The sequence below is a fragment of the Phenylobacterium sp. LjRoot97 genome (assembly GCF_964254345.1).
Classification (GTDB): Bacteria; Pseudomonadota; Alphaproteobacteria; order Caulobacterales; family Caulobacteraceae; genus Phenylobacterium.
The window spans coordinates 38,894-60,973 of record NZ_CAXUTH020000001.1 but is presented as its reverse complement, the minus strand read 5'-3'; the positions used below and the strand labels follow the sequence as shown (position 1 = coordinate 60,973).

Genomic DNA, 22,080 nt, shown 5'->3' with positions numbered 1-22,080 from the left:
GTCAGTAGGGGATCTCAGACCAGTCCGCCGGGGTGGGCTCCACCGCGGCGGGCTGGTCGTCGACGTCGGTGGCCATGGCGTTGCGGCGCACGGGTCCGAAGGCGTCGCGCAGCGGGGCGGGCGGCTGCGGCTCCTCGACATAGAGCGGCGGCGGCAGGGCCGGGAACCAGGCGAACTCGAGGTCGGGCAGACCGCGGTGGGCGCCGGTCATGAAATCGCGCCAGATGTGGGCCGGAACCTGGCCGCCGGTGATGCGGGCGGTCGGCCGGCTGTCGTCGTTGCCGACCCAGACCGCGCACAGCCAGTCGGGCGTGAAGCCGACGAACCAGGCGTCGCGGTGGTCCTGGCTGGTGCCGGTCTTGGCCGCGGCCAGCCGCCCGAACGCGCCTTCCCGTCCGGTGCCGGCGAGGATCACGCCGCGCATCATCTGCACCATCTGGGCGGCCTGATAGGTCGGGTAGACCGGAACCGCGGCGCTCGGCGGCCGAATGAAGAGCAGCTTGCCGCGGGCGTCGGTGATCTTGGACACCAGGTAGGGCGAGGTCTTGCCGCCGCCGGTCTGCAGCACCTGGTAGGCCCCGGCCAGCTCCAGCGGGGTGACCTCGTAGGCGCCGAGCGCGATCGAGCCGCCGGGGTGCTCGGGGATGCCGGTCAGGCCGAAGCGGCGGGCGAGGGCGCTCACCTCGCCGAGGCCGGCTTCACGGGCCAGCCGCACGGCGACCGTGTTGATCGACAGCTGCAGGGCGCGCTGCACCGAGACTTGGCCGTGATAGCCGCCGCCATAATTGCCAGGGGTCCAGCCGCCGATGCGGATCGGCGCGTCCTGGCGCCAGTCCATCGGCCGCACGCCGTGGTCGAGCGCCGCGGCCCAGACGATCGGCTTGAAGGCCGAGCCCGGCTGCCGGCGCGCCTGGGTGACCCGGTTGAACGGGCTGGCGGCGTGGTTGACCCCGCCGATCATGGCGCGGATCGCCCCGTCCGGGGTCAGGGCCACCAGCGCCGCCTGGCGGGCGCCGCGGCGATAGCCCTCGCGGGCCATGGTGCGGCGGACGATGTGGCCGGCGATCGCCTGGGCCTTGGGGTCGACGGTCAGCTGGATGACGAGGTCCGGCGTCGCGCCGCCCAGGCGCTGGCGGGCCTCGGCGGCGGCGGCGTCGAACACCCAGGCCATGTCGCCCTCGCCGTCGGCGGCCAGCCGGGCGAGGGGCGGGGGCGGCCCGGCGGCGGTGCGCGCGGCCAGGGAGGGGTCGATCCAGTCCATGTCGCCCAGGCGGCGCAGCACGACCTGGCCGCGGGCCCACGCCGCCTCCGGAGCGTTGGCGGGCGACAGCCGCGAGGGCGCGCGGGGCAGGGCGGCGAGCACGGCGGCCTCGGCCAGGGTGAGGTCCTGCGGGGCCTTGCCGAAATAGGTCTCGGCCGCCGCCGACAGTCCGTAGGCGCGGCCGCCGAAGTAGATCCGGTTCAAATAGAGTTCGAGCAGCTCGTCCTTGCTCATCATCCGCTCGAGCTGGGCGGCGAGCAGCACCTCCTGGACCTTGCGGCGCAGGGTCTGGTCGGGGGTCAGGAACAGGTTGCGGGCCAGTTGCTGGCTGATCGTCGAGCCGCCCTCGACCACGCCGCCGGCCCGGACATTGACGCTGAGCGCGCGCAGCACGCCGCGCAGATCCATGGCCCCGTGCTGGTAGAAACGGCGATCCTCGATGGCCAGGAACGCCAGGGGCACGTGCTGCGGCATCTGCGAGAGGCGCGCGGGCGGACCGTGGCGCGGGCCGCGGCGGCCGACCACCTCGCCGTCGGGGCCGAGGAAGGTCAGGCCGGGCGGGCGGCCCATCGACCAGAGCGCCTCCTTGTCAGGGACGACCGGCAGGTCCTGCAGGAAGGCGCGGTCGAAGGCGAACCAGCCGCCGAGCCCGAGATTGACGAGGATCACCACCGTCAGGACGGCCGCACGCCAATTCACCCGCGGCAGGCGCGGGCGCGGTCGTCGTCCTGAGATGGGTTCAGTCGGGGGCGGCACCCCCCGATCATTGCAAGCCGTGCGCCAGGAGTCTCGCCGTGCACGGAGGAAGGGGAGCGGGCCGGCTGGAGGAAGGGGGCCGGCCCGCGCTCGTCAGGCCGCGCCGATAAGCGCGATCACCGCGGGGGAGGCGATCACAGCGACAGCGAAGACGAGGATGATGTCGCGCAGCACGTCGGTGCGCGAAAATTCAATCGATTGAGGATATGTGCAGGTCACGGGGAGGCTCCTACAGCGTCGGACGCCCGCATTTTCGCAGTTATGCTGCGCTGCGACAAACGAGCTTAGAGCCAGTCAGATGACTTCAGATCAATTGGCGTCGACGAGGCCGTCGGCCAGGGCCTGCTCCAGCAGCCAGCTGCGGAAGCGGCGGATGTTGGGCTGGTCGGCCTTTTCCGGCAGCGACAGCACCCAGTGGCTGAAGGGGCTGGGCAGCGACAGGTCGAAGGGCTGCACAAGCCGGCCGTTGGCCAGGTCGTCGATCACCATGGCCTTGTGCGCGAAGGCCAAGCCCCGGTCGGAGAGCGCCGCCTCGACCGCCAGGTAGGTGTTGGAGAAGCGCGGTCCCGGATTGGGATCGACCCGGTCGGCCCCGGCGGCGGTCAGCCAGTCCGCCCAGTCGGGCTCCTCAGGCAGCATCAGCACGTCATGCAGCAGGGTCACGCCGCGCAGGTCGTTGGGATGGTTGAAGGGGCCGTACTTCTCGACCAGCCCGGGGCTGCACACCGGCGTCATCAGGGTGTCGAACAGGTGGGTGACGTGCAGGCCGGGGTAGGGCCCACGGCCAAGCCGGATGGCCACGTCGATGTTCTCGCGCGCCAGGTCGACCGCATGGTCGGAGGCGGCGACCAGGATCTGCACTTCCGGGTAGCGGCGCTGGAAGTCGTGCAGCCGCGGCACCAGCCAGCGGGCGGCCAGCGAATGCAGCACCGTCACCACCAACGGCGCATCGCGCTTGGAGCGCACCGCGTCCACCGCCGACTGGATAGTCGAGAGGCCTTGGCGCACGCCGACCGACAGCTGTTCGCCGGCCGCGGTCAGCCGCACCGCGCGGTTGAAGCGGTCGAACAGCCGGGTCTCGAGCTCCGCCTCCAGCCCCTTGATGTGCCGGGAGACCGCCCCGGGCGTGATCGCCAGTTCGTCCGCCGCGCTGAGGAAGCTGCCGTGGCGGGCGCAGGCTTCGAAGACCCGCAGGGCGTTGAGCGGCAGATGGTTGGCCATGGCGTCACGCGGCGCGGCTGAACAGGATCTTCGACGGGCAGAGATCGGCCACCTGGCACTCCTCGCACTTCGGCCGGCGGGCGACGCAGGTGTAGCGGCCGTGCAGGATCAACCAGTGGTGCGCGCGGGTCAGGTAGGGTGCCGGAACCAGGGCCATGAGATCGGCCTCGACCTGGTCGGGGGTCTTGCCGGACGACAGCTTCAGCCGGTGGGCGACGCGGAAGACGTGGGTGTCGACGGCGATGGCCGGTTCCACGCCCAGTTCGTTCAGCACGACGCTCGCGGTCTTCCGCCCGACGCCGGGCAGGGCCATCAGGTCGTCGCGGTTCAGCGGCACCTCGCCGCCGTGCTGCTCGACGATGATCCTGGCCGCGGCGATGACGTTCTTGGCCTTGGTGCGGAAGAGGCCGATCGAGTTGATGTACGGGATCAGCCCTTCCTCGCCGAGCGCCAGCATGTCCTCGGGGGTGTGGGCGACCGGGAACAGCTTGGCGGTCGCCTTGTTGACCCCGACGTCGGTGGCCTGGGCCGACAGGGCCACCGCTACGACCAGGGTGTAGGGGCTGTCGTAGTGCAGCTCGGTGCGCGGATCGTCGCTCAGCGACTCGAACCGGTGGAACAGTTCCTCGACGCGGGCTTTCTCCGCGGGCGAGACGCGCTTCTTGGTGACGGGCTTGGCCATGGCGGGGCGAACATCGCCCGGCCGGGCCGCCGCGCCAAGGGGGGCGGGCTTTTCGCGTCCGTTTTCGGCTTCCTGGGTGCGCGGCGGGGGGCGTAACCGGTTTCCACTTCCGCCTGCCGCACACTAGACTGCGTCCCCGATGGATGGCCTCGTCTATATGGACGCCGTGATCACCCCCAACCGATCGCTGTCGCAGCGGGGGTTCGTGGTGCTGATCGGCATCGTCACGCTGTTCAACTGCGTGGCGGCCGGCGTGTTTCTGTCGATGGGCGCCACCTTCGTGCCGGTGTTCCTCGGGCTGGACGTGCTGGCCGTGATCGCCGCCTTCGCCGCCAGCTACGCCGCCGCCAAGAAGATCGAGCGGGTGCTGGTCACCGCGCGCGAGGTGCGGGTGGTGCGCGAGACGCCGAAGTCCACCGAAGTGATCTGGGAAAGCCCGACCGCCTTCACCCGGGTGGCGCTGGAGATCGACGAGGACGACGTCGTCCATGGGGTGCGGGTCGCGATGTCGGGCCGTCACGCCTCGGTGGCGCAGGCGCTGAGCCCGGTCGAGCGCGCCGATTTCGCCCGCGCCCTGGAGCGGGCGATCTACGACGCGCGGCGGGGGTAGCGCGCTTCTGCTTGCCTGATAGCTGCAGGCGCAGCGTTTGAGCCGGATGCTCCTTACAGATGCTCCCCTTTTGGGGGAGCTGTCAGCGTAGCTGACTGAGGGGGACTTTGATGCTGTCGCGTTGAGAGCAGTCCCCCTCCGTCGCGCTTCGCGCGCCACCTCCCCCAAGAGGGGAGGATCTGCTGCCTGGCGGCTGCAACGCCCGTTCCTCTCGGGGCCGCTACCGCAGGCCTTTCATCTCCATGCCCTTGACGATGATCAGCTTGGCGAGGTTCGCGCCCGGCACCACGAAGTTCAGCGTCTCGGCCCCGACGTCGAGCAGGAAGCGCGGCTCCAGCGCCTTGCCCAGGTACTCCTCGAAGGTCGCGCCGCCGACGCGGGCCTCGCCGGTGACGGCGTCGAACTCGACGACCGCCTCCTTGTCGGCGCGGCGATAGCGGAAGGCGTGGATCGGCCGGTAGTAGAGGTCGACCGCCTCGACCCGCACCAGCTCCTCGGTGACGGTGTCGGCGTCGATCTTGCCGATGGCCGCGGCCACGACGTCGCGGACGACCATCGAAGCCTTGGCCTGGGGCGGCACGACGACCATGCCCTCGGCGGTGGCCTTGGCCAGGGTTTCGGCGTCGGTTTCGACCGCATCGTGCTGCAGGTAGGCGGCCAGGCCGGGGGTGACCTGCTTGCTCAGGCCGTCGACGAACACCTCGCGGCGGGCCTCTTCGCGGCAGGATTCCAGACCGTCGAGCAGGAACTTGCCGTTGACGGCGTCGAACGCCTTGCCGTCGAGGGTAACCTGGCGGACCTCGGGCCCGACCGCCACGGCATAGCTGCGCCGGCGCTCGTAGGCCGTGGCCGTGGAGACCGCGACGCGCCAGAACGGCTGCAGCCGCCGCTCGCGATAGATGACCGCGAAGTCGTCGTCCTTGGGCTGGCTGAACAAGCCGGTGACCCGGGCCAGGGCGCCGAACGCCTCCAGCCGCTTGGCCCAGGCGCGGCCCTCGGCGTGCTCCAGACTGAAGCGGTCGGCGATGCGGAAGATGCGCTCTTCGGCGAGTTCGACCTGCATGCGGGGCCCTCCCTGCGGCGTCGCCGGGATTGAGGGCCCAAGCCAGCGACCGGGCAAGGGGGTCAAGTCCTTGCCCGGCCTAGGGAAAACCCTGGGTCAGAGGATGAAGCGGCTGAGGTCGGTGTTCTGGGCCAAGCCCCCGACCCGTTCCTTCACATAGGCCGCATCGATGCTGACCGTTTCGCCGTCGCGGTCCGACGCGGTGTAGCTGATCTCCTCCAGCACCTTCTCCAGCACCGTCTGCAGCCGGCGGGCGCCGATGTTCTCGACGCTGCCGTTGACCGTCACCGCGGCGTCGGCCAGGGCGTCGATGGCGTCCTCGGTGAACTTCAGGGTCACGCCCTCGGTGGCGAGCAGAGCCTGATGCTGGCGGATCAGGTTGGCCTCCGGCTCGGTCAGGATGCGGCGGAAGTCGTCGCGGGTCAGGGCCTTCAGCTCGACGCGGATCGGCAGGCGGCCCTGCAGTTCCGGCAGCAGGTCCGAGGGCTTGGCGACGTGGAACGCGCCCGAGGCGATGAACAGGATGTGGTCGGTCTTCACCGGGCCGTACTTGGTCGAGACGGTGGTGCCCTCGATCAGCGGCAGCAGGTCGCGCTGCACGCCTTCGCGGCTGACGTCGGCGCCGGCGCGGTCGCGGTTGGAGGCGACCTTGTCGATCTCGTCCAGGAAGACGATGCCGTTGTTCTCGGCCAGCTCCAGGGCTTCCTGGGTCAGGGCCTCCTGGTCGAGCAGCTTGTCGCTTTCCTCGGCGATCAGCGGCGCATGGGCGCCGGCGACGGTGGTCTTGTGGGTCTTGGTGCGGCCGCCGAAGGCCTTGCCCATCATCTCGCCGAGATTGAGCATGCCCATCTGGGCGCCGGGCTGGCCGGGGATGTCGAACATCGGCATGCCGCCGCCGGTGTCCTGCAGCGTCAGCTCGACTTCCTTGTCGTTCAGCTCGCCGGCCCGCAGCTTCTTGCGGAAGCTGTCGCGGGCGGCGGTGGAGCCGGGACCGGTGAGGGCGTCGAGGATGCGCTCCTCGGCGGCGGCCTCGGCGCGGGCCCGCACGGCGGCGCGGCGCTTGTCGCGGACCATGGCCAGGGCGCTCTCGACCAGGTCGCGGACGATCTGCTCGACGTCGCGGCCGACATAGCCGACCTCGGTGAACTTGGTGGCCTCGACCTTGAGGAACGGGGCCTGGGCGAGCTTGGCCAGGCGGCGGGCGATCTCGGTCTTGCCGACCCCGGTCGGGCCGATCAGCAGGATGTTCTTCGGCGTCACCTCGTCGCGCAGGTCGGCCGGCACGCGGCGGCGGCGCCAGCGGTTGCGCAGGGCGACGGCGACGGCCTTCTTGGCGTCGGGATGGCCGACGATGTAGCGGTCGAGCTCGGAGACGATCTCGCGGGGGGAAAACTCGGTCATGGCCCGCTAGATAGTCATGCCGGCGCGTCTGCGACAGGAAGAATCTGATCGAAGACCAGCCGCCAGCCGTCGGCGCGGCTCTGCCAGATCCGGACATAGTGCCCGCGGCGATCCTTGGCGCCCTCCGTCCAGCGCGCATCGCCATACGTCCAGACCAGATCGCCGCCGGCCGAGGCGCGGCCGCCCAGCGGCGCGAAGGCGATGGCGGACGGCCGGCGAGCCAGTTCCGCCTTCACCGCGATCGGGGTGGTCGCCGGAACCGACGGCGAGCCGGTGACGCGGGCGTCGGGGGCCAGAACCGCCTGGTAGGCGGCGACGGTGTCGGTGGCGGCGGTCTTGGCCAGGTCCGCCTCGACGGCCTGGACGGCGCTCATCGCGGCGGCGGCGTCCGTCTTCGGACCGGTGGCGGGCGGCAGATAGCCGGGTTGCGAGCCTTGGGGCGGCGCCGCGCCATGGGCGCTGGGCGAGCCGCCGTCATAGATCCACTTCCAGGCGCCGTCTTCCTGGCGGGCCCAGACGGTGAAGTACCAGCCGTTCTCCTTGCCGTCGAAGGTGCTCGGGCCGGTGGTGAAGCCGAGGTCGCCCGAGCGGGCGAGGCCGGCCCATAGCGGCCACCAGACCAGCGGCGGGTGGGGCTTGTCGGGGCGCGGGCCGTAGAGCTCGTGCGCCTTGACCGGATCGGGGGCGAACAGGATCGCGTCCGGCGTCGAATGGGCCAGGAACGAACGCTTGATCCCATGCGCCAGGCCGTCGGCCGCAAAGGCCCGCTCCGCGGCGACGACCGCGGAGGGATCAGGTTCGGCCATGACGGGGGTCGAGAGGAGAAGCGCAGCCAGGATCAGGCTACAGGCTTTCAACCGTCAGCTCTCCGTTCGTGTAGACGCAGATCTTGGCGGCGATGCCCATCGCCTTGCGGGCGACCTCCTCGGCGGAGAGTTCGCTGTCGGCCAGGGCCAGGGCGGCGGCGAGCGCGTAGTTGCCGCCCGAACCGATGGCCGCGACGCCGGTCTCCGGCTCCAGCACGTCGCCGACGCCGGTGACGGTGAAGATCGAGTCCTTGTCGGCGACTAGCAGCATGGCCTCCAGCCGCCGCAGGTAGCGGTCGGTGCGCCAGTCCTTGGCCAGGTCGACGCAGGCGCGGGCCAGTTGGGCGGGATACTGCTCGAGCTTGGCCTCGAGCCGCTCGATCAGCGTGAAGGCGTCGGCGGTGGCGCCGGCGAACCCGGCCAGAACCTTGCCGCCGGCCAGGGTGCGCACCTTGCGGGCGTTGCCCTTGACGACGGTCTGGCCCATGGAGACCTGGCCGTCGCCGGCGATCACGGTCTTGCCGCCCTTGCGCACCGCGAGGATGGTGGTGCCGTGCCAATCCGGGAAAGAGCTGGCGGGAAAAGAGTTCGAGCTTGTCGTCATGGCTTCCGATGTGGCCAGGGGGACGGGCGAGGTCAAGCGTGGTGCGACGGGGCCGGCCGGCCGAGCGCCAAGAACGGACGGTTTTGAAGATGAGCTTCACCGACGACGAAGTCGAGCGATACGCCCGCCACCTGGTGCTGCGCGAGGTCGGCGGCCAGGGCCAGCAGCGGCTGAAGGCGGCCAGCGTGCTGATCGTCGGGGCCGGGGGCCTGGGCGCGCCGGCGGCGCTCTACCTGGCCGCCGCCGGGATCGGGCGGATCGTGCTGGCCGACGCCGACGTGGTCGACACCTCGAACCTGCAGCGCCAGGTGATCTTCCGCGACGCCGACGTCGGCCGCCGCAAGGTCGAGGCCGCCGCCGACCAGCTGCGGGCCTTGAACCCGCACGTGCATGTCGATTGCGCGCCGGTGCATGTCGAGCCGTGCAACATCGGGCCGCTGGTGGCCGGGGTGGACCTGGTGCTGGACGGCACCGACGACTTCGCCACCCGGTTTGCGGTCAACGCCGCCTGCGTCCATCACGAGCGGACCCTGGTGTCCGGCGCGATCGGCCGCTGGACCGGCCAGGTCGGGGTGTTCCGCGGCCGGCCCTGCTATCGCTGCCTGGTGCCGGACGTCCCGCCCGAGGCCGAGACCTGCTCGGCGGTCGGCGTGGTCGGCGCGCTGGCCGGGGTGATCGGCTCGATGATGGCGCTGGAGACCATCAAGCTGGTCGCCGGGGCCGGCGAGCCGCTGGCCGGCCGGCTGCTGATCTATGACGGCCTCGCGGGCGAGAGCCGGACCGTCCGCATCGGCGCCGACCCCGAGTGCGAGGTCTGCGGCGGCCGTTGAATTGCTCCCCTTCTGGGGGAGCTGTCAGCCAAAAGGCTGACTGAGGGGGACTGCTGACTCTGCTGGCCCCCTCCGTCTCGCGGCGACGCCGCGAGCCACCTCCCCCAGAGGGGGAGGAATTGCGATCAGAGCATCGAGGGGATGACCCGGTCGGGCGGGCGGTGGCCGTCCATCCAGGTCTTCAGGTTGATGATCACCTTCTCGCCCATGTCGATGCGGGCCTCGACCGTGGCCGAGCCCAGGTGCGGCAGCAGCACGGCGTTCGGCTGGGTCAGCAGCTTGGGATTGATCGCCGGTTCGAACTCGAAGACGTCCAGGCCGGCTCCGGCGATGGCGCCGGCGGCCAGCAGGTCGGCCAGGGCGCCCTCGTCGATGATGCCGCCGCGGGCGGTGTTGACCACCACGGCGTGCGGCTGCAGCAGCTTCAGCCGGCGCGCCGACAGCAGGTGATAGGTCGCCGGGGTGTGCGGGCAGTTGACCGAGATGATGTCCATACGGGCGAGCATCTGGTCGAGGCTCTCCCAGTAGGTGGCCTCCAACTCCTCGGCGATCACATGGCTGACCGGCTTGCGGTTGTGATAGTGGATCTGCATGCCGAAGGCCTTGGCGCGGCGCGCCACCGCCTGGCCGATGCGGCCCATGCCGATGATCCCCAGCCGCTTGCCGTTGACCCGCCGGCCCATCATCCAGGTCGGGGTCCAGCCGGTGAACTCGCCGGCCTGCACGACGTTGGCGCCCTCCACGATGCGGCGCGAGACGGCCATGATCAGCGCCATGGTCAGGTCGGCGGTGTCCTCGGTCAGCACGCCGGGGGTGTTGGTGACGGCGATGCCGCGCTCGTTGGCGGCGGCCACGTCGATGTGATCGACCCCGGCCCCGAAGTTGGCGATCAGCTTCAGCTTGTCGCCGGCCGCCGCGATCAGGTCGGCGTCGATGTGGTCGGTGATGGTCGGGACGATGGCGTCGGCCCGCTGCACCGCCTTGATCAGCGCTTCACGGTCGAGCGGTACGTCGTCGAGGTTCAGCTCGGTGTCGAACAGCTCCCGCATCCGGGTCTCTACCGGGTCGGGGAGGCGGCGGGTGACGATGACTTTGGGTTTTCGAGCGGCCATGGCGTTTGAAAGGAATCTTTAACTGCGCGTGGCGCGCCTTGCGTTGTGACGAAGAACCTCTAGCAAAGCCCCCATGGACGGCCAAGGCGAGCGACGTACCTTTGGACTGCGGAAGCGCGTAACGCCCGTTTTTTTGACGGCGGCGTTGATTTCGGCCGCCCTGACGCCCGCCGTCCAGGCGGCGCCGCGCCAGACGCCGTCCGGCCAGCCGGTGCCGCGCTATGTCTCGCTGAAGTTCGACAAGGTCTATGCGCGGGCCGGTCCGGGGGAAGATCACAAGCTTTTGTGGGTCTATCAGGCCAAGGGCCTGCCGGTGCAGGTGATCGCCGAGAACACCGAGTGGCGGCGGATCTGCGATCCGGACGGCGGGATGGCCTGGGTGCACCGCCGGCTGACCAGCGGCGAGTCCACGGTCATGCGGGTCAAGCCGACGCGTCTGGCCTTGCACAAGAAGCCGCGGGCCGAGGCCGAGATCACCGCCTACCTCAACCCGCGTTCGGTCGCCGAGCTGGTCAAGGAGTGCGAGGACGGCTGGTGCCGGGTGCGCAGCGACGGGGTCTCGGGGTGGGCCCAGGCGGGCGAACTCTGGGGAACTTCCGACGCGATCCAGTGTAAAGTGGGCCGTCCTGGCGCCGCGCGCAGCCGTTGAGCCTGCCGCGCGGCTCTGCTAGGGCCTGAAATTCACGATTCCCGAGGCTCGGAAAAACGGGCCGCCGCCAAGAAAGCCAAGCATGATCCAGGGCGCCAAGGCCAAGGACCACTACAATCTCGAAGAGCTGCTGGCCTGCGGCCGAGGCGAGATGTTCGGCCCGGGCAACGCCCAGCTGCCGGTGCCTCCGATGCTGATGTTCGATCGCATCGTGAAGATCACCGAAGACGGCGGCGCGCACGGCAAGGGCTATCTGGAAGCCGAGCTGGATATCAATCCGGACCTCTGGTTCTTCCAGTGCCACTTCATCAACGACCCGGTGATGCCGGGCTGCCTGGGCCTGGACGCCATGTGGCAGCTGGTCGGCTTCTTCCTCGGCTGGTCGGGCGCGCCCGGCAAGGGCCGCGCCCTGGGCGTCGGCGAGGTGAAGTTCACCGGCCAGGTGACCCCGAAGGTCAAGAAGCTAGTCTACAAGATCGACCTCAAGCGCGTGATCATCCGCAAGCTGGTCATGGGCATCGGCGACGGCGTGCTCGAGGCTGACGGCAAGGTGATCTACGAAGCCAAGGACCTGCGCGTCGGCCTGTTCGACGCCAAGGACCTGGTCTGAGAGCACAGGCAAGACACATGCGTCGCGTCGTCATCACCGGCATCGGTATCGTCTCGTCCATTGGCGCTGACGCCAATGCAGTCCTGGCTTCGCTGCGCGAGGCCAAGTCCGGGATCAGCTTTTCGCCCGAGTACGCCGAGCTGGGCTTCCGCTCGCAGGTCCACGCCGATCCCGGCCTCGACTGGGAAAAGCTGGTCGACCGGCGCGCGGCGCGGTTCCTGGCCCAGGGCACGGCCTTCGGCCACATCGCCATGGAACAGGCGATCGCCGACGCCGGCCTCGAGGAGGCCGAGGTCTCCCACGAGCGGACCGGCCTGATCGTCGGCTCCGGCGGGCCGTCGACCAAGGCGATCATCGAGGCGGCGCACACCGCCAAGGAACGCGGCCCCAAGCGGGTCGGCCCGTTCGCGGTGCCCAAGGCGATGAGCTCGGGCGCTTCGGCGACCCTGGCGACCTGGTTCAAGATCAAGGGCCTGAACTTCTCGATCTCGTCGGCCTGCGCCACCTCCACCCACTGCATCGGCTCGGCCTACGAGCAGATCCTGATGGGCAAGCAGGACGTGGTGTTCGCCGGCGGCACCGAAGAACTCGACTGGTCGCTGAGCGTGCTGTTCGACGCCATGGGCGCGATGAGCTCGAACTTCAACGACCGGCCGGCCACCGCCAGCCGCGCCTATGACAAGGATCGCGACGGCTTCGTGATCGCCGGCGGCGCCGGCATCGTGGTGCTGGAAGAGTACGAGCGCGCCAAGGCCCGCGGGGCCAAGATCTACGGCGAAATCGTCGGCTACGCGGCCAACTCGGACGGCTTCGACATGGTCGCCCCGTCGGGCGAAGGCGCGGTGCGCTGCATGCGCCTGGCGATGGCCGATCTCGGCGGCCGCAAGATCGACTACCTGAACCCGCACGGCACCTCGACGCCGGTCGGCGACAGCAAGGAGATGGGCGCGGTGCGCGAGGTGTTCGGCTCGAACGTGCCGCTGATCTCGTCGACCAAGTCGCTGACCGGGCACAGCCTGGGCGCGGCCGGCGCGCAGGAGGCGATCTACAGCCTGCTGATGCTCAACAACGGCTTCGCGGCGCAGAGCGCCCACATCGAGAACCTCGATCCCGAGTTCGCCGACCTGCCGATCCTGCTTCAACGCAAGGACGTGCAGCTGGAGACCGTGATGTCGAACTCGTTCGGCTTCGGCGGCACCAACGGCTGCCTGGTGATGGCGCGGGTCTAGGACCATGCGAAAGGTTGCGGGACGATCGCTGATCGTTCTCGGCGCCCTGTTGCTGATCGCGCCGCTGGCGGTCTGGATCGGCCGCGGACTCAGCGGCTCGACCCAGCTGCTGGTGGTCGCGCCGACCACGCTGATCTTGGCCGCGGCCGCCTATACCGGACTTTGCTGCGCCCTGGTCGCCGGAGGCGTCCTGCTGTCCCGCTCGGGCTGACCTGAGCGGCGAAGCCGCTTGCGCAGGCTCGCGCGGCCGTCCAAAAACCCACACGACAATTCGCGAGGAGACGCGCATGGCCAAGGATGGCTGGGATCTGCCCAAGGGCGATCTGATGAAGGGCAAGAAGGGCGTGGTGATCGGCATCGCCAACCACGACTCGATCGCCTGGGGCATCGCCTCGCAGCTGGCGGCGCAAGGCGCCGAGATGGCGTTCTTCCACCTGCCGGGCATGGAGCGCCGCGTGCAGCCGCTGGCCGAGAGCGTCGGCGTCAAGACGGTGGTTCCGGTCGACGTGACCCAGGACGACCAGATGGACGCCGCCTTCGAGGCGGTGAAGCAGGCGTTCGGGACCATCGACTTCTTCGTGCATGCGATCGCCTATGCGCCGCGCGACCAGATCAAGGGCTCGTTCGTCGACAACGCCACGCGGGAAGGCTTCCTGCAGGCGATGGACATCTCGGCCTATAGCTTCGTCGACTGCGCGCGCCGGGCCGAGAAGCTGATGCCGAACGGCGGATCGATCATCTGCCTGACCTACATGGGTTCGGAACGGGCGATCCCGAACTACAACACCATGGGCGTGGCCAAGGCGGCGCTGGAAGCGGCGACCCGCTATGTGGCCCGCGACCTCGGCCCCAAGGGCATCCGCGTCAATGCGCTGTCGCCGGGCGCGATGCGCACCCTGTCGCTGGCCGGGATTTCGGGCGGCAAGGGCATGCTGGCCAAGGGCCGCGACCTGTCGGCCCTGAAGGAAGACACCTCGATGGAAGGTGTCGCGGGCGCCGCCCTGTGGCTGCTGTCGGATCTTGGCCGCTCGACCACCGGCGAGCTGATCCACGTCGACGCCGGCTTCCACATGATGGGCTTCACGGAAGACGAAGAAGGCTGAGGCGGAAGGGAGCCGCCGGCTCGGCCGGCTCCCTGGGTCAGCCCTGCGGCTGACCGCTCCTGTCCCTAGGCGTTCGCGCCGCCGTCGACGACGAAGCCGGCGCCGTTGGCGAAGCGGCCCTCGGGGCCGGCCAGCCAGGCGACGGCGCTGGCGATGTCTTCCGGCTTTCCATATTCGGGAATGGGCATGCGTCCGCGCTGCGGATCGGCGCCCGGGCCGGCGGCCGGGTTCATGTCGGTGTCGGTCGAGCCGGGATGCACCAGGTTCACTGTGATCCCCTGCGGCCCCAGGTCGTGCGCCAGCCCCTTGGTGAAGCTAAGTAGCGCCGACTTGGTCATCGCATAGAGGGTGATGCCGGCCATCGGCACCCGTTCGGCCAGGTTCGAGCCGATATTGATGATCCGCCCGCCTTTGGGCAGGTGCGCGGCGGCGGCCTGGGCCGCGACGATCACCCCGCGCACGTTCACCGCCAGCAGCTGGTCGATGTCCTCAAGCGTCCAGCCCTCGACCGGCCCGACGCCGCGGGCGATGCCGGCGTTGTTCACCAGGACGTCCAGCCCGCCCAGCTCGGCGGCGGCGCGGTCGACCGCGGCCTTGACCGCGGCCGGGTCGGCGCTGTCGGCCTGGATCGCCAGGCCCTTGCGGCCCAAGGCCTCGATCTGCCCGACGAGGGCCTGCGCCTTGTCGGCCGAGCGTTCGTAGGTGATGGCGACGTCGGCGCCTTCGCGCGCCAGGCGCAGGGCGATGGCGGCGCCGATGCCGCGGCTGGCGCCGGTGACCAGGGCGCGCTTTCCGGAGAGGTTCGACACGGGTTTGCTCCATTTCTGTGTCGTTCGATACAGAAAGCAGATGGTCGGCTTGCCCGGCGCCGTCAAGGGATTTATATATCGGTCGATCCAGAAAGGTTGAGCCATGGCCGAACGCGGCCGTCCCCGCAGTTTCGATCGCAGCGCCGCCCTGACCCGGGCGATGGAAGTGTTCTGGGCCAAGGGCTACGAGGGCGCGTCGATCAGCGACCTCACCGAGGCCATGGGCATCGGCTCGCCGAGCCTCTACGCGGCGTTCGGGTCGAAGGAGGCGCTGTTCCGCGAGGCGATCGAGCTCTACGGCCGCACCGAAGGGCCGGCGATCTGGGACGCGGTGGAAACCGCGCCTGACGCGCGCTCGGCAGTGGCAGGTTTCCTGACCGCCACCGCACATTCCTTCTCAAGGCCGGGCAAGCCGCGCGGCTGTATGGTCGTGCTCTCGCAGCTCAATCCGACCGAGGCCAGCGCCAGCGTCTGCGCCGCCCTGCGTGAGAACCGGGCCCAGGGGCAGTCGGGGCTGGAGACGCGTCTGCGCCGGGCGGTCGACGACGGCGAACTGGCGCCCGGCACGAACGTCGCGGCGCTGGCGGCGTTCTACCTCACCGTCCAGCAGGGCATGTCGATCCAGGCCCGCGACGGGGCCAGCGAGGCGAAGCTGCTGGCCGTGGCCAAGGGCGCGATGGCGGCCTGGGAGCCGCTCACCGCGCCCTGACGCATCAGGCGAACTGCTGGCCGCGGCGGCGGGCCGAGCGCAGGGCCGTGCCAGCCAGGCCGAAGCCGGTGATCATCATCGCCCAGGTCGCCGGTTCGGGAACCGCCGAGCCGGTGAAGCGCACTTCCGACAGGCCGATCGGCGCGTAGCCATAGGTCTCCGGATACTTCTGGTGATTGCCGTCCAGGGCGATCTGGATGTAGCGGGCCGCGCCGGTGAAGCCGAAGCTCTCGGCGGCCAGCGCCTTGCCGGTTCCGCGGGCGAGCTCGCCGGCCAGCACCTCGGTGTAGGTCACGCCGTCGGTGGAAATCGAGATCTTGAAGGCCTTGGAGGCGCGGTCGAGGGTCGAGGCGAACTCCTCGACGCCGAAGTTGTAGTTCCAGATGTCGGCGCCCGAGAGCTTGTAGGCCTGGCCGAGGTCGAAGGTCAGGGTGGCGGCCGAGACGCCGAGGTCGGTCATCCACATGTTGGCGTAGTCGGCGTCGTGCAGGCCGCCCGACAGGCCGCTGCCGTCGATCAGGTTCTCGGCGTTGTAGGTCCCCCAGAACGGGAAGGTGTTGGTGGCGGTGACGCCGACCGGGGTGATGGTGGTCGCGGCGGCCGCGGGAAGCGCGAGCGAGCCGGCGGCGACGAGGGCGGCGAGGCCCAGGGACTTGGCGAACATGGTTACCCTCCAGTTAATGACTGAAGGGCTGATCGCGCACCTGCATGGCGCCCGCATCATCGTTCGGTGAAGGTTGTGCGTCGAAGGCGACTCTACGCCGAGTAGGCCCGCATGAAGCGCGCGGCCGCCTCGCCGGCGACCCGGTCGATCTCGGCGGCCGAGAACTGGCGCTCGACCCCCAGCAGCTGGGCGATCTGGTGGCCGCCGATAACCATGCTGGCGAAGAACTCGGCGGCGAGCACCGGGTCGTCGACCGCCATGCGGCCGTTCTCGGTCTCCATCTTCAGGAACTCGGCCAGCCGGCGACGCGAGGTGGCGGGGCCGGCCTCGAAGAAGGCCCGCGCCAGGTCCGGCTGCTCGCCGGCGCTCTCGACCGTCATGCGCAGCATCGAGGTCCCGCGCACGTTCAGCACCGCGGTCAGCATCGAGCGGCCGAGCGCGGCCAGCGCCTCCTCGGGGTGGTCGACGGCCTCGGGCACCAGCAGCGGGGCGGTGATTTCGGCCACCCGCCGGTCGACAATGGCGCGGATCAGCTCGGGCTTGGAGCCGTAGTGGTTGTAGATCGTCTGCTTCGACACCCGCGCGCGGCGGGCGATCTCCTCCATCGAGGCGGCCAGGCCGCGCTCGCCGAACACCTCGGCGGCGGCGTCGAGGATGGCCTCGGTCTTGGCGAGGTCGATCTGGCCGGGGGCGCGGGGCATCAGTGGCCTCCGCCGTCGCCGGGCGGCGGCGCGCTCTTGCCGGGCGTGGCCAGGAAGCCGAGCAGGGCCGCGAAGGCGCAGCCCAGCGCCAGGAAGTAGAAGCCGTCGGCGAAGCCGAGCACGGCGGCGTCGCGGCGCAGGGCCATGCCCAGGAACTTGCGGGCCGCGCCCTCCGGATCGGCCAGGCCCTGGGCCTCCATCATCGCGGTCAGGCCGGCCAGCATCTCCTGGCCTTGCAGGTTGGCGACGGTCATCGCCGCCGACAGCTCCGAGAGGTGCACGGCGGTCTGGTCGCTGAGGATGGTGGTCAGGACGGCCAGGCCGATGGCGCCGCCGACGTTGCGGATCAGGTTCACCAGCCCCGACGCGTCCTTCATCATCGAGACCGGCAGGGTCGAGACCGACAGCGCCTGGGCCGCGATCATCGCGATCATCACCCCGAAGCCGCGGATCGCCTGCAGGGCGGCGAACTCCCAGAAGCCCCACTCGGCGGTGACCTTGACCCCGAGCCCGACCCCGTAGGCGGCCAGGGCGAAGCCGGCGACCAGCGAGATCCGCGGATCCATCAGCCGCACGACGCGGCCGACGATCGGCGCGCTGAGGAACATGGTCAGGCCCGAGACCAGCATGGTGGTGCCGACCTCGGCCGCCGAGTACTGGCGGATCTGGCCGAGGAACAGCGGCAGGATGAAGGTGCCGCCGAACAGGCTCATCCCCGAGACGGCGTTCATCAGGAAGCCGAGGGTGAAGTTGCGGTCGGTGAACGGCCGCAGCGAGACGATCGGCTGCTTGTAGGTCAGCTGGCGCCAGATGAAGACGGCGCCGGTGATCACCGCGGTCACGGTCAGCCAGAGGATCAGGTCGTCCTCGAACCAGCCCTCGCTCGAGCCTTCCTCGAAGACGTACTGCATCGAGAGCAGGAACACCGTCATCGTGAACAGGCCGAACCAGTCGATGCCCTTGGCCAGCGACGGGTCGCCCTTGTCGAAGTCGCCGTAGCGGCCGACCAGGAACATCACCAGCAGGCCGGGCGGGATGTTGACGAAGAACAGCCAGCGCCAGTTCAGCGCCTCGGTCAGGTGACCGCCCAGGGTCGGGCCGATGGTCGGGGCCAGGGTGACGATCAGACCGACGGTGACGTTGGCCATCACCCGCTTTTCCGGCGGGAACACGGTCATGGCGGTGGCGAACACGGCCGGGATCATCGCCCCGGCGGCCAGGCCCTGAAGCGCGCGGGTGGCGATCATCATCTCGATGCTGGTCGACAGCCCGGTCATGATCGAGGTGACGATGAAGGCGGCGGCGGCGAACACGTAGACCGGCCGCGTGCCCCACATCTTGGTCAGGTAGGCGGTGAGCGGAATGATCACCACCTCGGCCAGCAGATAGATGGTCTGCACCCAGCTGATCTCGTCGGCGCTGGCTCCGACCCCGGCCTGGATCTGGCTGAGCGAGGAGGCGACGATCTGGATGTCCAGGGTGGCCATGAACTGGCCGATCACCATCCCGCCGAAGCCGAGGAAGATCTTGATCCAGTCGACCTCGCCCGTGGCGGTCACGTGACCGCCCGGCGGGGCCGGGTTGGCGGGCGCGGCGCCCGGCTTGGGGTCGACGGCGGCGTCGGTCACGGCCGCGGGTCCTTAGCGGGCGACGCCGCGCCGGGCGTATTCGGCCGAGGGCGTGGCTTCGGCGAAGCTCGGGCCGGTGTCGGCGGTGACGTCGACCTTGACCTCGACCGAGAGGCCGGGACGCAGGGCGCCGGCCAGCGGCGACTGCGGATCGACGGCGATCTTCACGGGCAGCCGCTGGGCGATCTTGGTGAAGTTGCCGACCGCGTTCTCGACCGGGATCAGCGCGAACTCCGAGCCGGTGGCCGGGGCGAAGCTGTCGATCTTGCCCTTGATCTCCTGCTTGCCGAAGGCGTCGGCCTTGATGGTCACCGGCTGGCCGATCTTCAGGCGCGCGACTTGGGTCTCCTTGAAGTTGGCGACCACATAGGCCTGGCCCAGCGGCACCACGGTCATCAGCGACGAGCCGGGCCGCACGTACTGGCCGGTGCGCACGGCGCGGGCCCCGACGACGCCGGAGGCCGGGGCCTTGATCTCGGCGCGGTCGAGGTCGATGCGCGCCTGGTCGACGGCGGCGCGGGCGGCGTTCGCCTGGGCGACGGTCTGGTCGCGGGCCGAGCCGAGGCTGGCGGCGCTGCGGCGCTCGGCCTCCAGGGTGGCCTTGGCCTGGTCGACGCTGGCGGTCGCCTGGCTGGCGGCGGCGCGGGCCGACTGGGCGCGCTGGGGCGAGACCCAGCCCTGGTTGGCGAGGGCGCCGTAGCGGGCCAGTTCGGCCTCGGCGAGCTGGGACTCGGCGTGGGCCGAGGCGACCCCGGCCGCCTTCTGGGCGATCATCGCCTGTTCCAGCCGGGCCTTGTCGTCGACGGCGCGGACGGCGGCGTCCAGCGCCGCCGCGTTGGCCTCGGCCTTGGCGAGCGCGGCCTTCAGCGGGGCGGTGTCGAGGCGGACCAGCACCTGGCCGGCCTGGACGTGCTGGTTGTCGGCCACCAGCACCTCGGCGACGTAGCCGTCGACCTGCGGCGCGACGGTGACCTTGTCGGCCTGGATGAAGGCGTTGTCGGTGGCTTCGAACTTCTGCTTGTTCATCCACCAAGCGCCGCCGCCGACCACGAGGCCGACCGCGACGACCCCGCCGACGGCGAGGGGCATGAACTTCTTGGGCAAAACCGCCATGTGGAGCGCCTGAAAATCCAAAAGTGGACGCAAAAGTCCAATCAAGACCGAAGTAGGGCGAGTTCGGATCGCCGGCAATGGGTAAAATGGACGATTGCGTCCAAGAAACGCGCGTGAGGCAGAATGCCGCCGAACGCGGAAGGGGGCGCTCAGCCTAGGCGGCGCATGCGGTAGGCGTTGATCGCCATGTCGCCGACCCGCTGGGTCAGCCGCCAGTTGACGACCGCGCCGATGGGCGCGCCGACGATCGGGATCAGCTGGGCCATCTTCGCCAAGTCGATGTAGTCCCGGTACTCCTGCTGGAAGCGGCGCCAGTCGAAGTCGTCCAGGTGCTGGGGATGGGCCTGGGCGTCCCAGTCCTCCATGGCGCGGAACACTTCGGCGCGGTGCGCGGCCGAGGAGAAGGCCAGCTGGAAGATGTGCAGCAGGTAGAGCCGCTCGGAGAAGTCCTTCCCCGACTTGCCGTAGATCGCCATCAGGTCGAACAGCAGCTTGAGCTTGATGGTGATGAGCGCCGGGAAGTCGGCGACCGCCAGCCAGAAGCCGCCGGCCCCGGCGACGCCGCCCTCGACCGCCGCAGTGGTGCGATAGCCGCCGATGGTGGCGATGGCGCGGGCGTCGCGCAACGCCAGCGGGGCGTCCAGCAGAGGCGCGGCGGTGACGACGTTGGAGCCGGTCAGGATCGCCCGGGTCATCTGCTCGATGACCGCGGTGGCGGTCTTGTGCACCTGTTCGGGGATGACGCTGTTGATCTTCTGCTGGACGCCGCGGGTGGCCTTGTCGAGCAGGTTGGGCGACTTCAGCATCTCAGCCCGCCAACGGGCGACCTCCTGGCGCGCCCAGGCCTCGTAGTCGGTTTCCGACGCGCCGAACGGCGGCTCCACCTTGGCCACGCGTCAGGCGTCCGCGAGGTGGGCGCGGGCCGCCTCGATGGCGGCGGCGATCGCGCCGCGGGCCTGCGGGCTGTTGCGCCAGCAGGTCGAGCCGAGCATCGCCGAAGCCGCCGTGCAGATCGCGCCGGCGTCCTGGCGGGCGAGGGCGGCGAGATCCTCGATCCCGACCTGCTCCAGCCGCTGCACCACGGTGGGGCCGACGCCCTTCACGGCGAGCAGAACGGCGCGTTCGTCGGCGGCGAAGGGCATGGCGGCTCCAACTCTCCTTGGGCGTCCAGAGGTAGGCCTTCGCCGCCCCGGCGTCGAGGTTCGGCCTGGACCTTTGCCGTCATTCGTCGGCATATCCGCCCATGGCTGAGACCTTCGATGCGGACGTGATCATCGCCGGCGCCGGGATGGCGGGGGCGACCTTGGCGCTGGCGCTGAAGAGCGCGGGACTGGAGCCGCTGCTCATCGATCCGGTGGTGTTCGACGACCAGCTGGCGCCGACCTTCGACGGCCGCGCCTCGGCCATCGCCTACGCCTCGTTCCGGCAGTGGCGAACCCTGGGCCTGGCGGCCGAGATCGAGCCCTACGCCCAGCGCATCGAACAGATCCTGGTCACCGACGGCTTTTCGCCGGGGGCGGCGGCGCGGGCGCCGACGCCGTTCTACCTGCGCTTCGATTCCGCCGAGATCGCCGACCGCTCGGAAGGCGAACCGCTCGGCTATATGATGGAGAACCGCCGCACCCGCGCGGCGCTGGCGGCCGGGGTCGGCCGGGCCGGCATCCGCGTCGAAGCCCCGGCCCGGGTCGCGGGCGTCGAGCTCGGCGCCGGCGGGGCGAGCGTGACCCTCGAGGACGGCCGGACCTTGCGCGCGCCGCTGGTCGTCGGCGCCGAGGGCCGCGGCTCGGTGGTGCGCAAGGCGACCGGCATCGGCGTCACCGGCTGGGACTATCCGCAGACCGGCGTCGTCGCCACGGTGCGGCTGGCCCGCGGCCACGAGGGCGTCGCCCACGAGTACTTTCTGCCCGGCGGGCCGTTCGCGATCCTGCCGCTGACCGAGGACCGCGCCAGCCTGGTCTGGACCGAGAGCCGGTCCAAGGCCGCGGCGCTGAAGGCCGCCTCGCCGCAGGCCTTCCACGCCCACCTGCAGCGCCGGTTCGGCGAATTCCTCGGGGCCGCGACGCTGGACGGGCCGGTGTTCACCTATCCTCTGTCGCTGCAGCTGGCCGAGCGGATGACCGCGCCGCGGGCGGTGCTGCTGGGCGACGCCGCCCACGGCATCCATCCGATCGCCGGCCAGGGGCTGAACCTCGGCCTGAAGGGCGCGGCGGCGCTGGCCCAGGTGCTGGTCGAGGCCGCGCGGCTCGGCGAGGACATCGGTTCGGAGCTGGTGCTGGAGCGCTACGCCCGCTGGCGCAGCTTCGATACCGTGATGCTGGCGGCGGCGACCGACGTGTTCACGCGGCTGTTCTCGAACGACAACCCGGTGCTGCGGCTGGCCCGCGGGGTCGGCATGTCGGCGGTCAACCGCATCGGTCCGGCGCGGCGGTTCTTCATGGAAGACGCGGGCGGCGCGACTGGCGACCTGCCGCGGCTGCTGCGTGGCGAGGCCTTATAAGCCGCTCGTCCCCGCGAAGGCG

At 70.3% G+C, this 22,080-nt stretch carries 25 protein-coding genes; 9 read left to right on the top strand and 16 right to left on the bottom strand.

Features of this window, described 5'->3' with window-relative positions; translation table 11 throughout:
* Position 1: 1 nt before the first annotated feature.
* The 4 genes from ACSQ2H_RS00300 to nth form a co-directional block, all read right to left on the bottom strand.
* Entirely contained in the window at positions 2-1,960 is a 1,959-nt protein-coding gene (locus ACSQ2H_RS00300; RefSeq protein ID WP_436059497.1) for a transglycosylase domain-containing protein, read from the bottom strand.
* A 150-nt stretch (positions 1,961-2,110) separates the two neighbouring features.
* Positions 2,111-2,236, bottom strand: coding sequence for a hypothetical protein (locus tag ACSQ2H_RS00295; RefSeq protein WP_267230951.1), 126 nt, complete (start codon positions 2,234-2,236; stop codon positions 2,111-2,113).
* A 90-nt stretch (positions 2,237-2,326) separates the two neighbouring features.
* Positions 2,327-3,238 (bottom strand): transcriptional regulator GcvA, encoded by a 912-nt coding sequence (gene gcvA, locus ACSQ2H_RS00290; protein ID WP_436059496.1) that lies wholly within the window; start codon positions 3,236-3,238, stop codon positions 2,327-2,329.
* Positions 3,239-3,242: 4 nt separating this feature from the next.
* Entirely contained in the window at positions 3,243-3,920 is a 678-nt protein-coding gene (gene nth, locus ACSQ2H_RS00285; protein ID WP_436059495.1) for an endonuclease III, read from the bottom strand.
* A 139-nt stretch (positions 3,921-4,059) separates the two neighbouring features.
* Between nth and ACSQ2H_RS00280 the strand changes: the two genes are divergently transcribed.
* Positions 4,060-4,530 (top strand): DUF2244 domain-containing protein, encoded by a 471-nt coding sequence (locus tag ACSQ2H_RS00280; protein WP_436059494.1) that lies wholly within the window; start codon positions 4,060-4,062, stop codon positions 4,528-4,530.
* 220 nt (positions 4,531-4,750) lie between these two features.
* On the opposite strand, the gene ACSQ2H_RS00275 is transcribed toward ACSQ2H_RS00280, so the two are convergent.
* The 4 genes from ACSQ2H_RS00275 to hslV all read right to left on the bottom strand — a co-directional run bounded on the left by ACSQ2H_RS00275 (position 4,751) and on the right by hslV (position 8,404).
* Entirely contained in the window at positions 4,751-5,593 is an 843-nt protein-coding gene (locus ACSQ2H_RS00275) for a hypothetical protein (protein ID WP_436059493.1), read from the bottom strand.
* Between the two features lie 96 nt (positions 5,594-5,689).
* Complete coding sequence (gene hslU, locus ACSQ2H_RS00270; RefSeq protein ID WP_436059492.1) at positions 5,690-6,994, bottom strand: ATP-dependent protease ATPase subunit HslU; 1,305 nt, start codon at positions 6,992-6,994, stop codon at positions 5,690-5,692.
* 14 nt (positions 6,995-7,008) lie between these two features.
* On the bottom strand, positions 7,009-7,800 hold the full coding sequence (locus ACSQ2H_RS00265) for a nuclear transport factor 2 family protein (RefSeq protein WP_436059491.1): 792 nt from the start codon (positions 7,798-7,800) through the stop codon (positions 7,009-7,011).
* Positions 7,801-7,837: 37 nt separating this feature from the next.
* Positions 7,838-8,404: an ATP-dependent protease subunit HslV gene (gene hslV / locus ACSQ2H_RS00260; RefSeq protein WP_436059490.1), complete on the bottom strand. Its 567-nt coding sequence runs from the start codon at positions 8,402-8,404 to the stop codon at positions 7,838-7,840.
* An 89-nt stretch (positions 8,405-8,493) separates the two neighbouring features.
* Here hslV and ACSQ2H_RS00255 point away from each other — a divergent pair, with 89 nt between their 5' ends.
* Positions 8,494-9,234 (top strand): HesA/MoeB/ThiF family protein, encoded by a 741-nt coding sequence (locus tag ACSQ2H_RS00255; RefSeq protein WP_436059489.1) that lies wholly within the window; start codon positions 8,494-8,496, stop codon positions 9,232-9,234.
* A 125-nt stretch (positions 9,235-9,359) separates the two neighbouring features.
* On the opposite strand, the gene ACSQ2H_RS00250 is transcribed toward ACSQ2H_RS00255, so the two are convergent.
* Positions 9,360-10,346, bottom strand: a complete 987-nt coding sequence (locus ACSQ2H_RS00250) for a 2-hydroxyacid dehydrogenase (protein ID WP_436059488.1) — start codon at positions 10,344-10,346, stop codon at positions 9,360-9,362.
* 145 nt (positions 10,347-10,491) lie between these two features.
* Between ACSQ2H_RS00250 and ACSQ2H_RS00245 the strand changes: the two genes are divergently transcribed.
* The 5 genes from ACSQ2H_RS00245 (at position 10,492) to ACSQ2H_RS00225 (ending at position 13,937) form a co-directional block, all read left to right on the top strand.
* Positions 10,492-10,995 carry an SH3 domain-containing protein gene (locus ACSQ2H_RS00245; RefSeq protein ID WP_436059487.1) on the top strand — a complete coding sequence of 168 codons (504 nt, stop codon included), beginning with the start codon at positions 10,492-10,494 and terminating at the stop codon, positions 10,993-10,995.
* An 82-nt stretch (positions 10,996-11,077) separates the two neighbouring features.
* A complete protein-coding gene (gene fabA / locus ACSQ2H_RS00240; protein WP_183775527.1) occupies positions 11,078-11,605 on the top strand; it encodes a 3-hydroxyacyl-[acyl-carrier-protein] dehydratase FabA in 528 nt (175 codons plus the stop codon).
* 17 nt (positions 11,606-11,622) lie between these two features.
* A complete protein-coding gene (gene fabB, locus ACSQ2H_RS00235; RefSeq protein WP_436059486.1) occupies positions 11,623-12,834 on the top strand; it encodes a beta-ketoacyl-ACP synthase I in 1,212 nt (403 codons plus the stop codon).
* Positions 12,835-12,838: 4 nt separating this feature from the next.
* Entirely contained in the window at positions 12,839-13,045 is a 207-nt protein-coding gene (locus ACSQ2H_RS00230) for a hypothetical protein (RefSeq protein ID WP_436059485.1), read from the top strand.
* A 76-nt stretch (positions 13,046-13,121) separates the two neighbouring features.
* Positions 13,122-13,937: an enoyl-ACP reductase FabI gene (locus ACSQ2H_RS00225; RefSeq protein ID WP_436059484.1), complete on the top strand. Its 816-nt coding sequence runs from the start codon at positions 13,122-13,124 to the stop codon at positions 13,935-13,937.
* A gap of 65 nt (positions 13,938-14,002) precedes the next feature.
* Here ACSQ2H_RS00225 and ACSQ2H_RS00220 read toward each other — a convergent pair whose 3' ends face one another.
* The gene (locus ACSQ2H_RS00220; RefSeq protein WP_436059483.1) at positions 14,003-14,746 is read right to left on the bottom strand and encodes a 3-oxoacyl-ACP reductase family protein; all 744 of its coding nucleotides are present in this window, start codon (positions 14,744-14,746) and stop codon (positions 14,003-14,005) included.
* 103 nt (positions 14,747-14,849) lie between these two features.
* Here ACSQ2H_RS00220 and ACSQ2H_RS00215 point away from each other — a divergent pair, with 103 nt between their 5' ends.
* A complete protein-coding gene (locus ACSQ2H_RS00215; RefSeq protein ID WP_436059482.1) occupies positions 14,850-15,455 on the top strand; it encodes a TetR/AcrR family transcriptional regulator in 606 nt (201 codons plus the stop codon).
* A 4-nt stretch (positions 15,456-15,459) separates the two neighbouring features.
* Here ACSQ2H_RS00215 and ACSQ2H_RS00210 read toward each other — a convergent pair whose 3' ends face one another.
* The 6 genes from ACSQ2H_RS00210 to ACSQ2H_RS00185 all read right to left on the bottom strand — a co-directional run bounded on the left by ACSQ2H_RS00210 (position 15,460) and on the right by ACSQ2H_RS00185 (position 20,703).
* A complete protein-coding gene (locus ACSQ2H_RS00210; protein ID WP_436059481.1) occupies positions 15,460-16,119 on the bottom strand; it encodes a PEPxxWA-CTERM sorting domain-containing protein in 660 nt (219 codons plus the stop codon).
* 92 nt (positions 16,120-16,211) lie between these two features.
* Positions 16,212-16,820 carry a TetR/AcrR family transcriptional regulator gene (locus ACSQ2H_RS00205; protein WP_436059480.1) on the bottom strand — a complete coding sequence of 203 codons (609 nt, stop codon included), beginning with the start codon at positions 16,818-16,820 and terminating at the stop codon, positions 16,212-16,214.
* A complete protein-coding gene (locus tag ACSQ2H_RS00200; protein WP_436059479.1) occupies positions 16,820-18,448 on the bottom strand; it encodes a DHA2 family efflux MFS transporter permease subunit in 1,629 nt (542 codons plus the stop codon). The genes ACSQ2H_RS00205 and ACSQ2H_RS00200 overlap by 1 nt, the downstream gene beginning before the upstream one ends.
* Positions 18,449-18,460: 12 nt before the next feature.
* The gene (locus tag ACSQ2H_RS00195; RefSeq protein ID WP_436059478.1) at positions 18,461-19,561 is read right to left on the bottom strand and encodes an HlyD family secretion protein; all 1,101 of its coding nucleotides are present in this window, start codon (positions 19,559-19,561) and stop codon (positions 18,461-18,463) included.
* 149 nt (positions 19,562-19,710) lie between these two features.
* Positions 19,711-20,454 carry an EcsC family protein gene (locus ACSQ2H_RS00190; RefSeq protein ID WP_436059477.1) on the bottom strand — a complete coding sequence of 248 codons (744 nt, stop codon included), beginning with the start codon at positions 20,452-20,454 and terminating at the stop codon, positions 19,711-19,713.
* 3 nt (positions 20,455-20,457) lie between these two features.
* A complete protein-coding gene (locus tag ACSQ2H_RS00185) occupies positions 20,458-20,703 on the bottom strand; it encodes a helix-hairpin-helix domain-containing protein (RefSeq protein ID WP_436059476.1) in 246 nt (81 codons plus the stop codon).
* Positions 20,704-20,804: 101 nt separating this feature from the next.
* Between ACSQ2H_RS00185 and ACSQ2H_RS00180 the strand changes: the two genes are divergently transcribed.
* Positions 20,805-22,058 carry a UbiH/UbiF/VisC/COQ6 family ubiquinone biosynthesis hydroxylase gene (locus tag ACSQ2H_RS00180; protein WP_436059475.1) on the top strand — a complete coding sequence of 418 codons (1,254 nt, stop codon included), beginning with the start codon at positions 20,805-20,807 and terminating at the stop codon, positions 22,056-22,058.
* Positions 22,059-22,080: the final 22 nt, after the last annotated feature.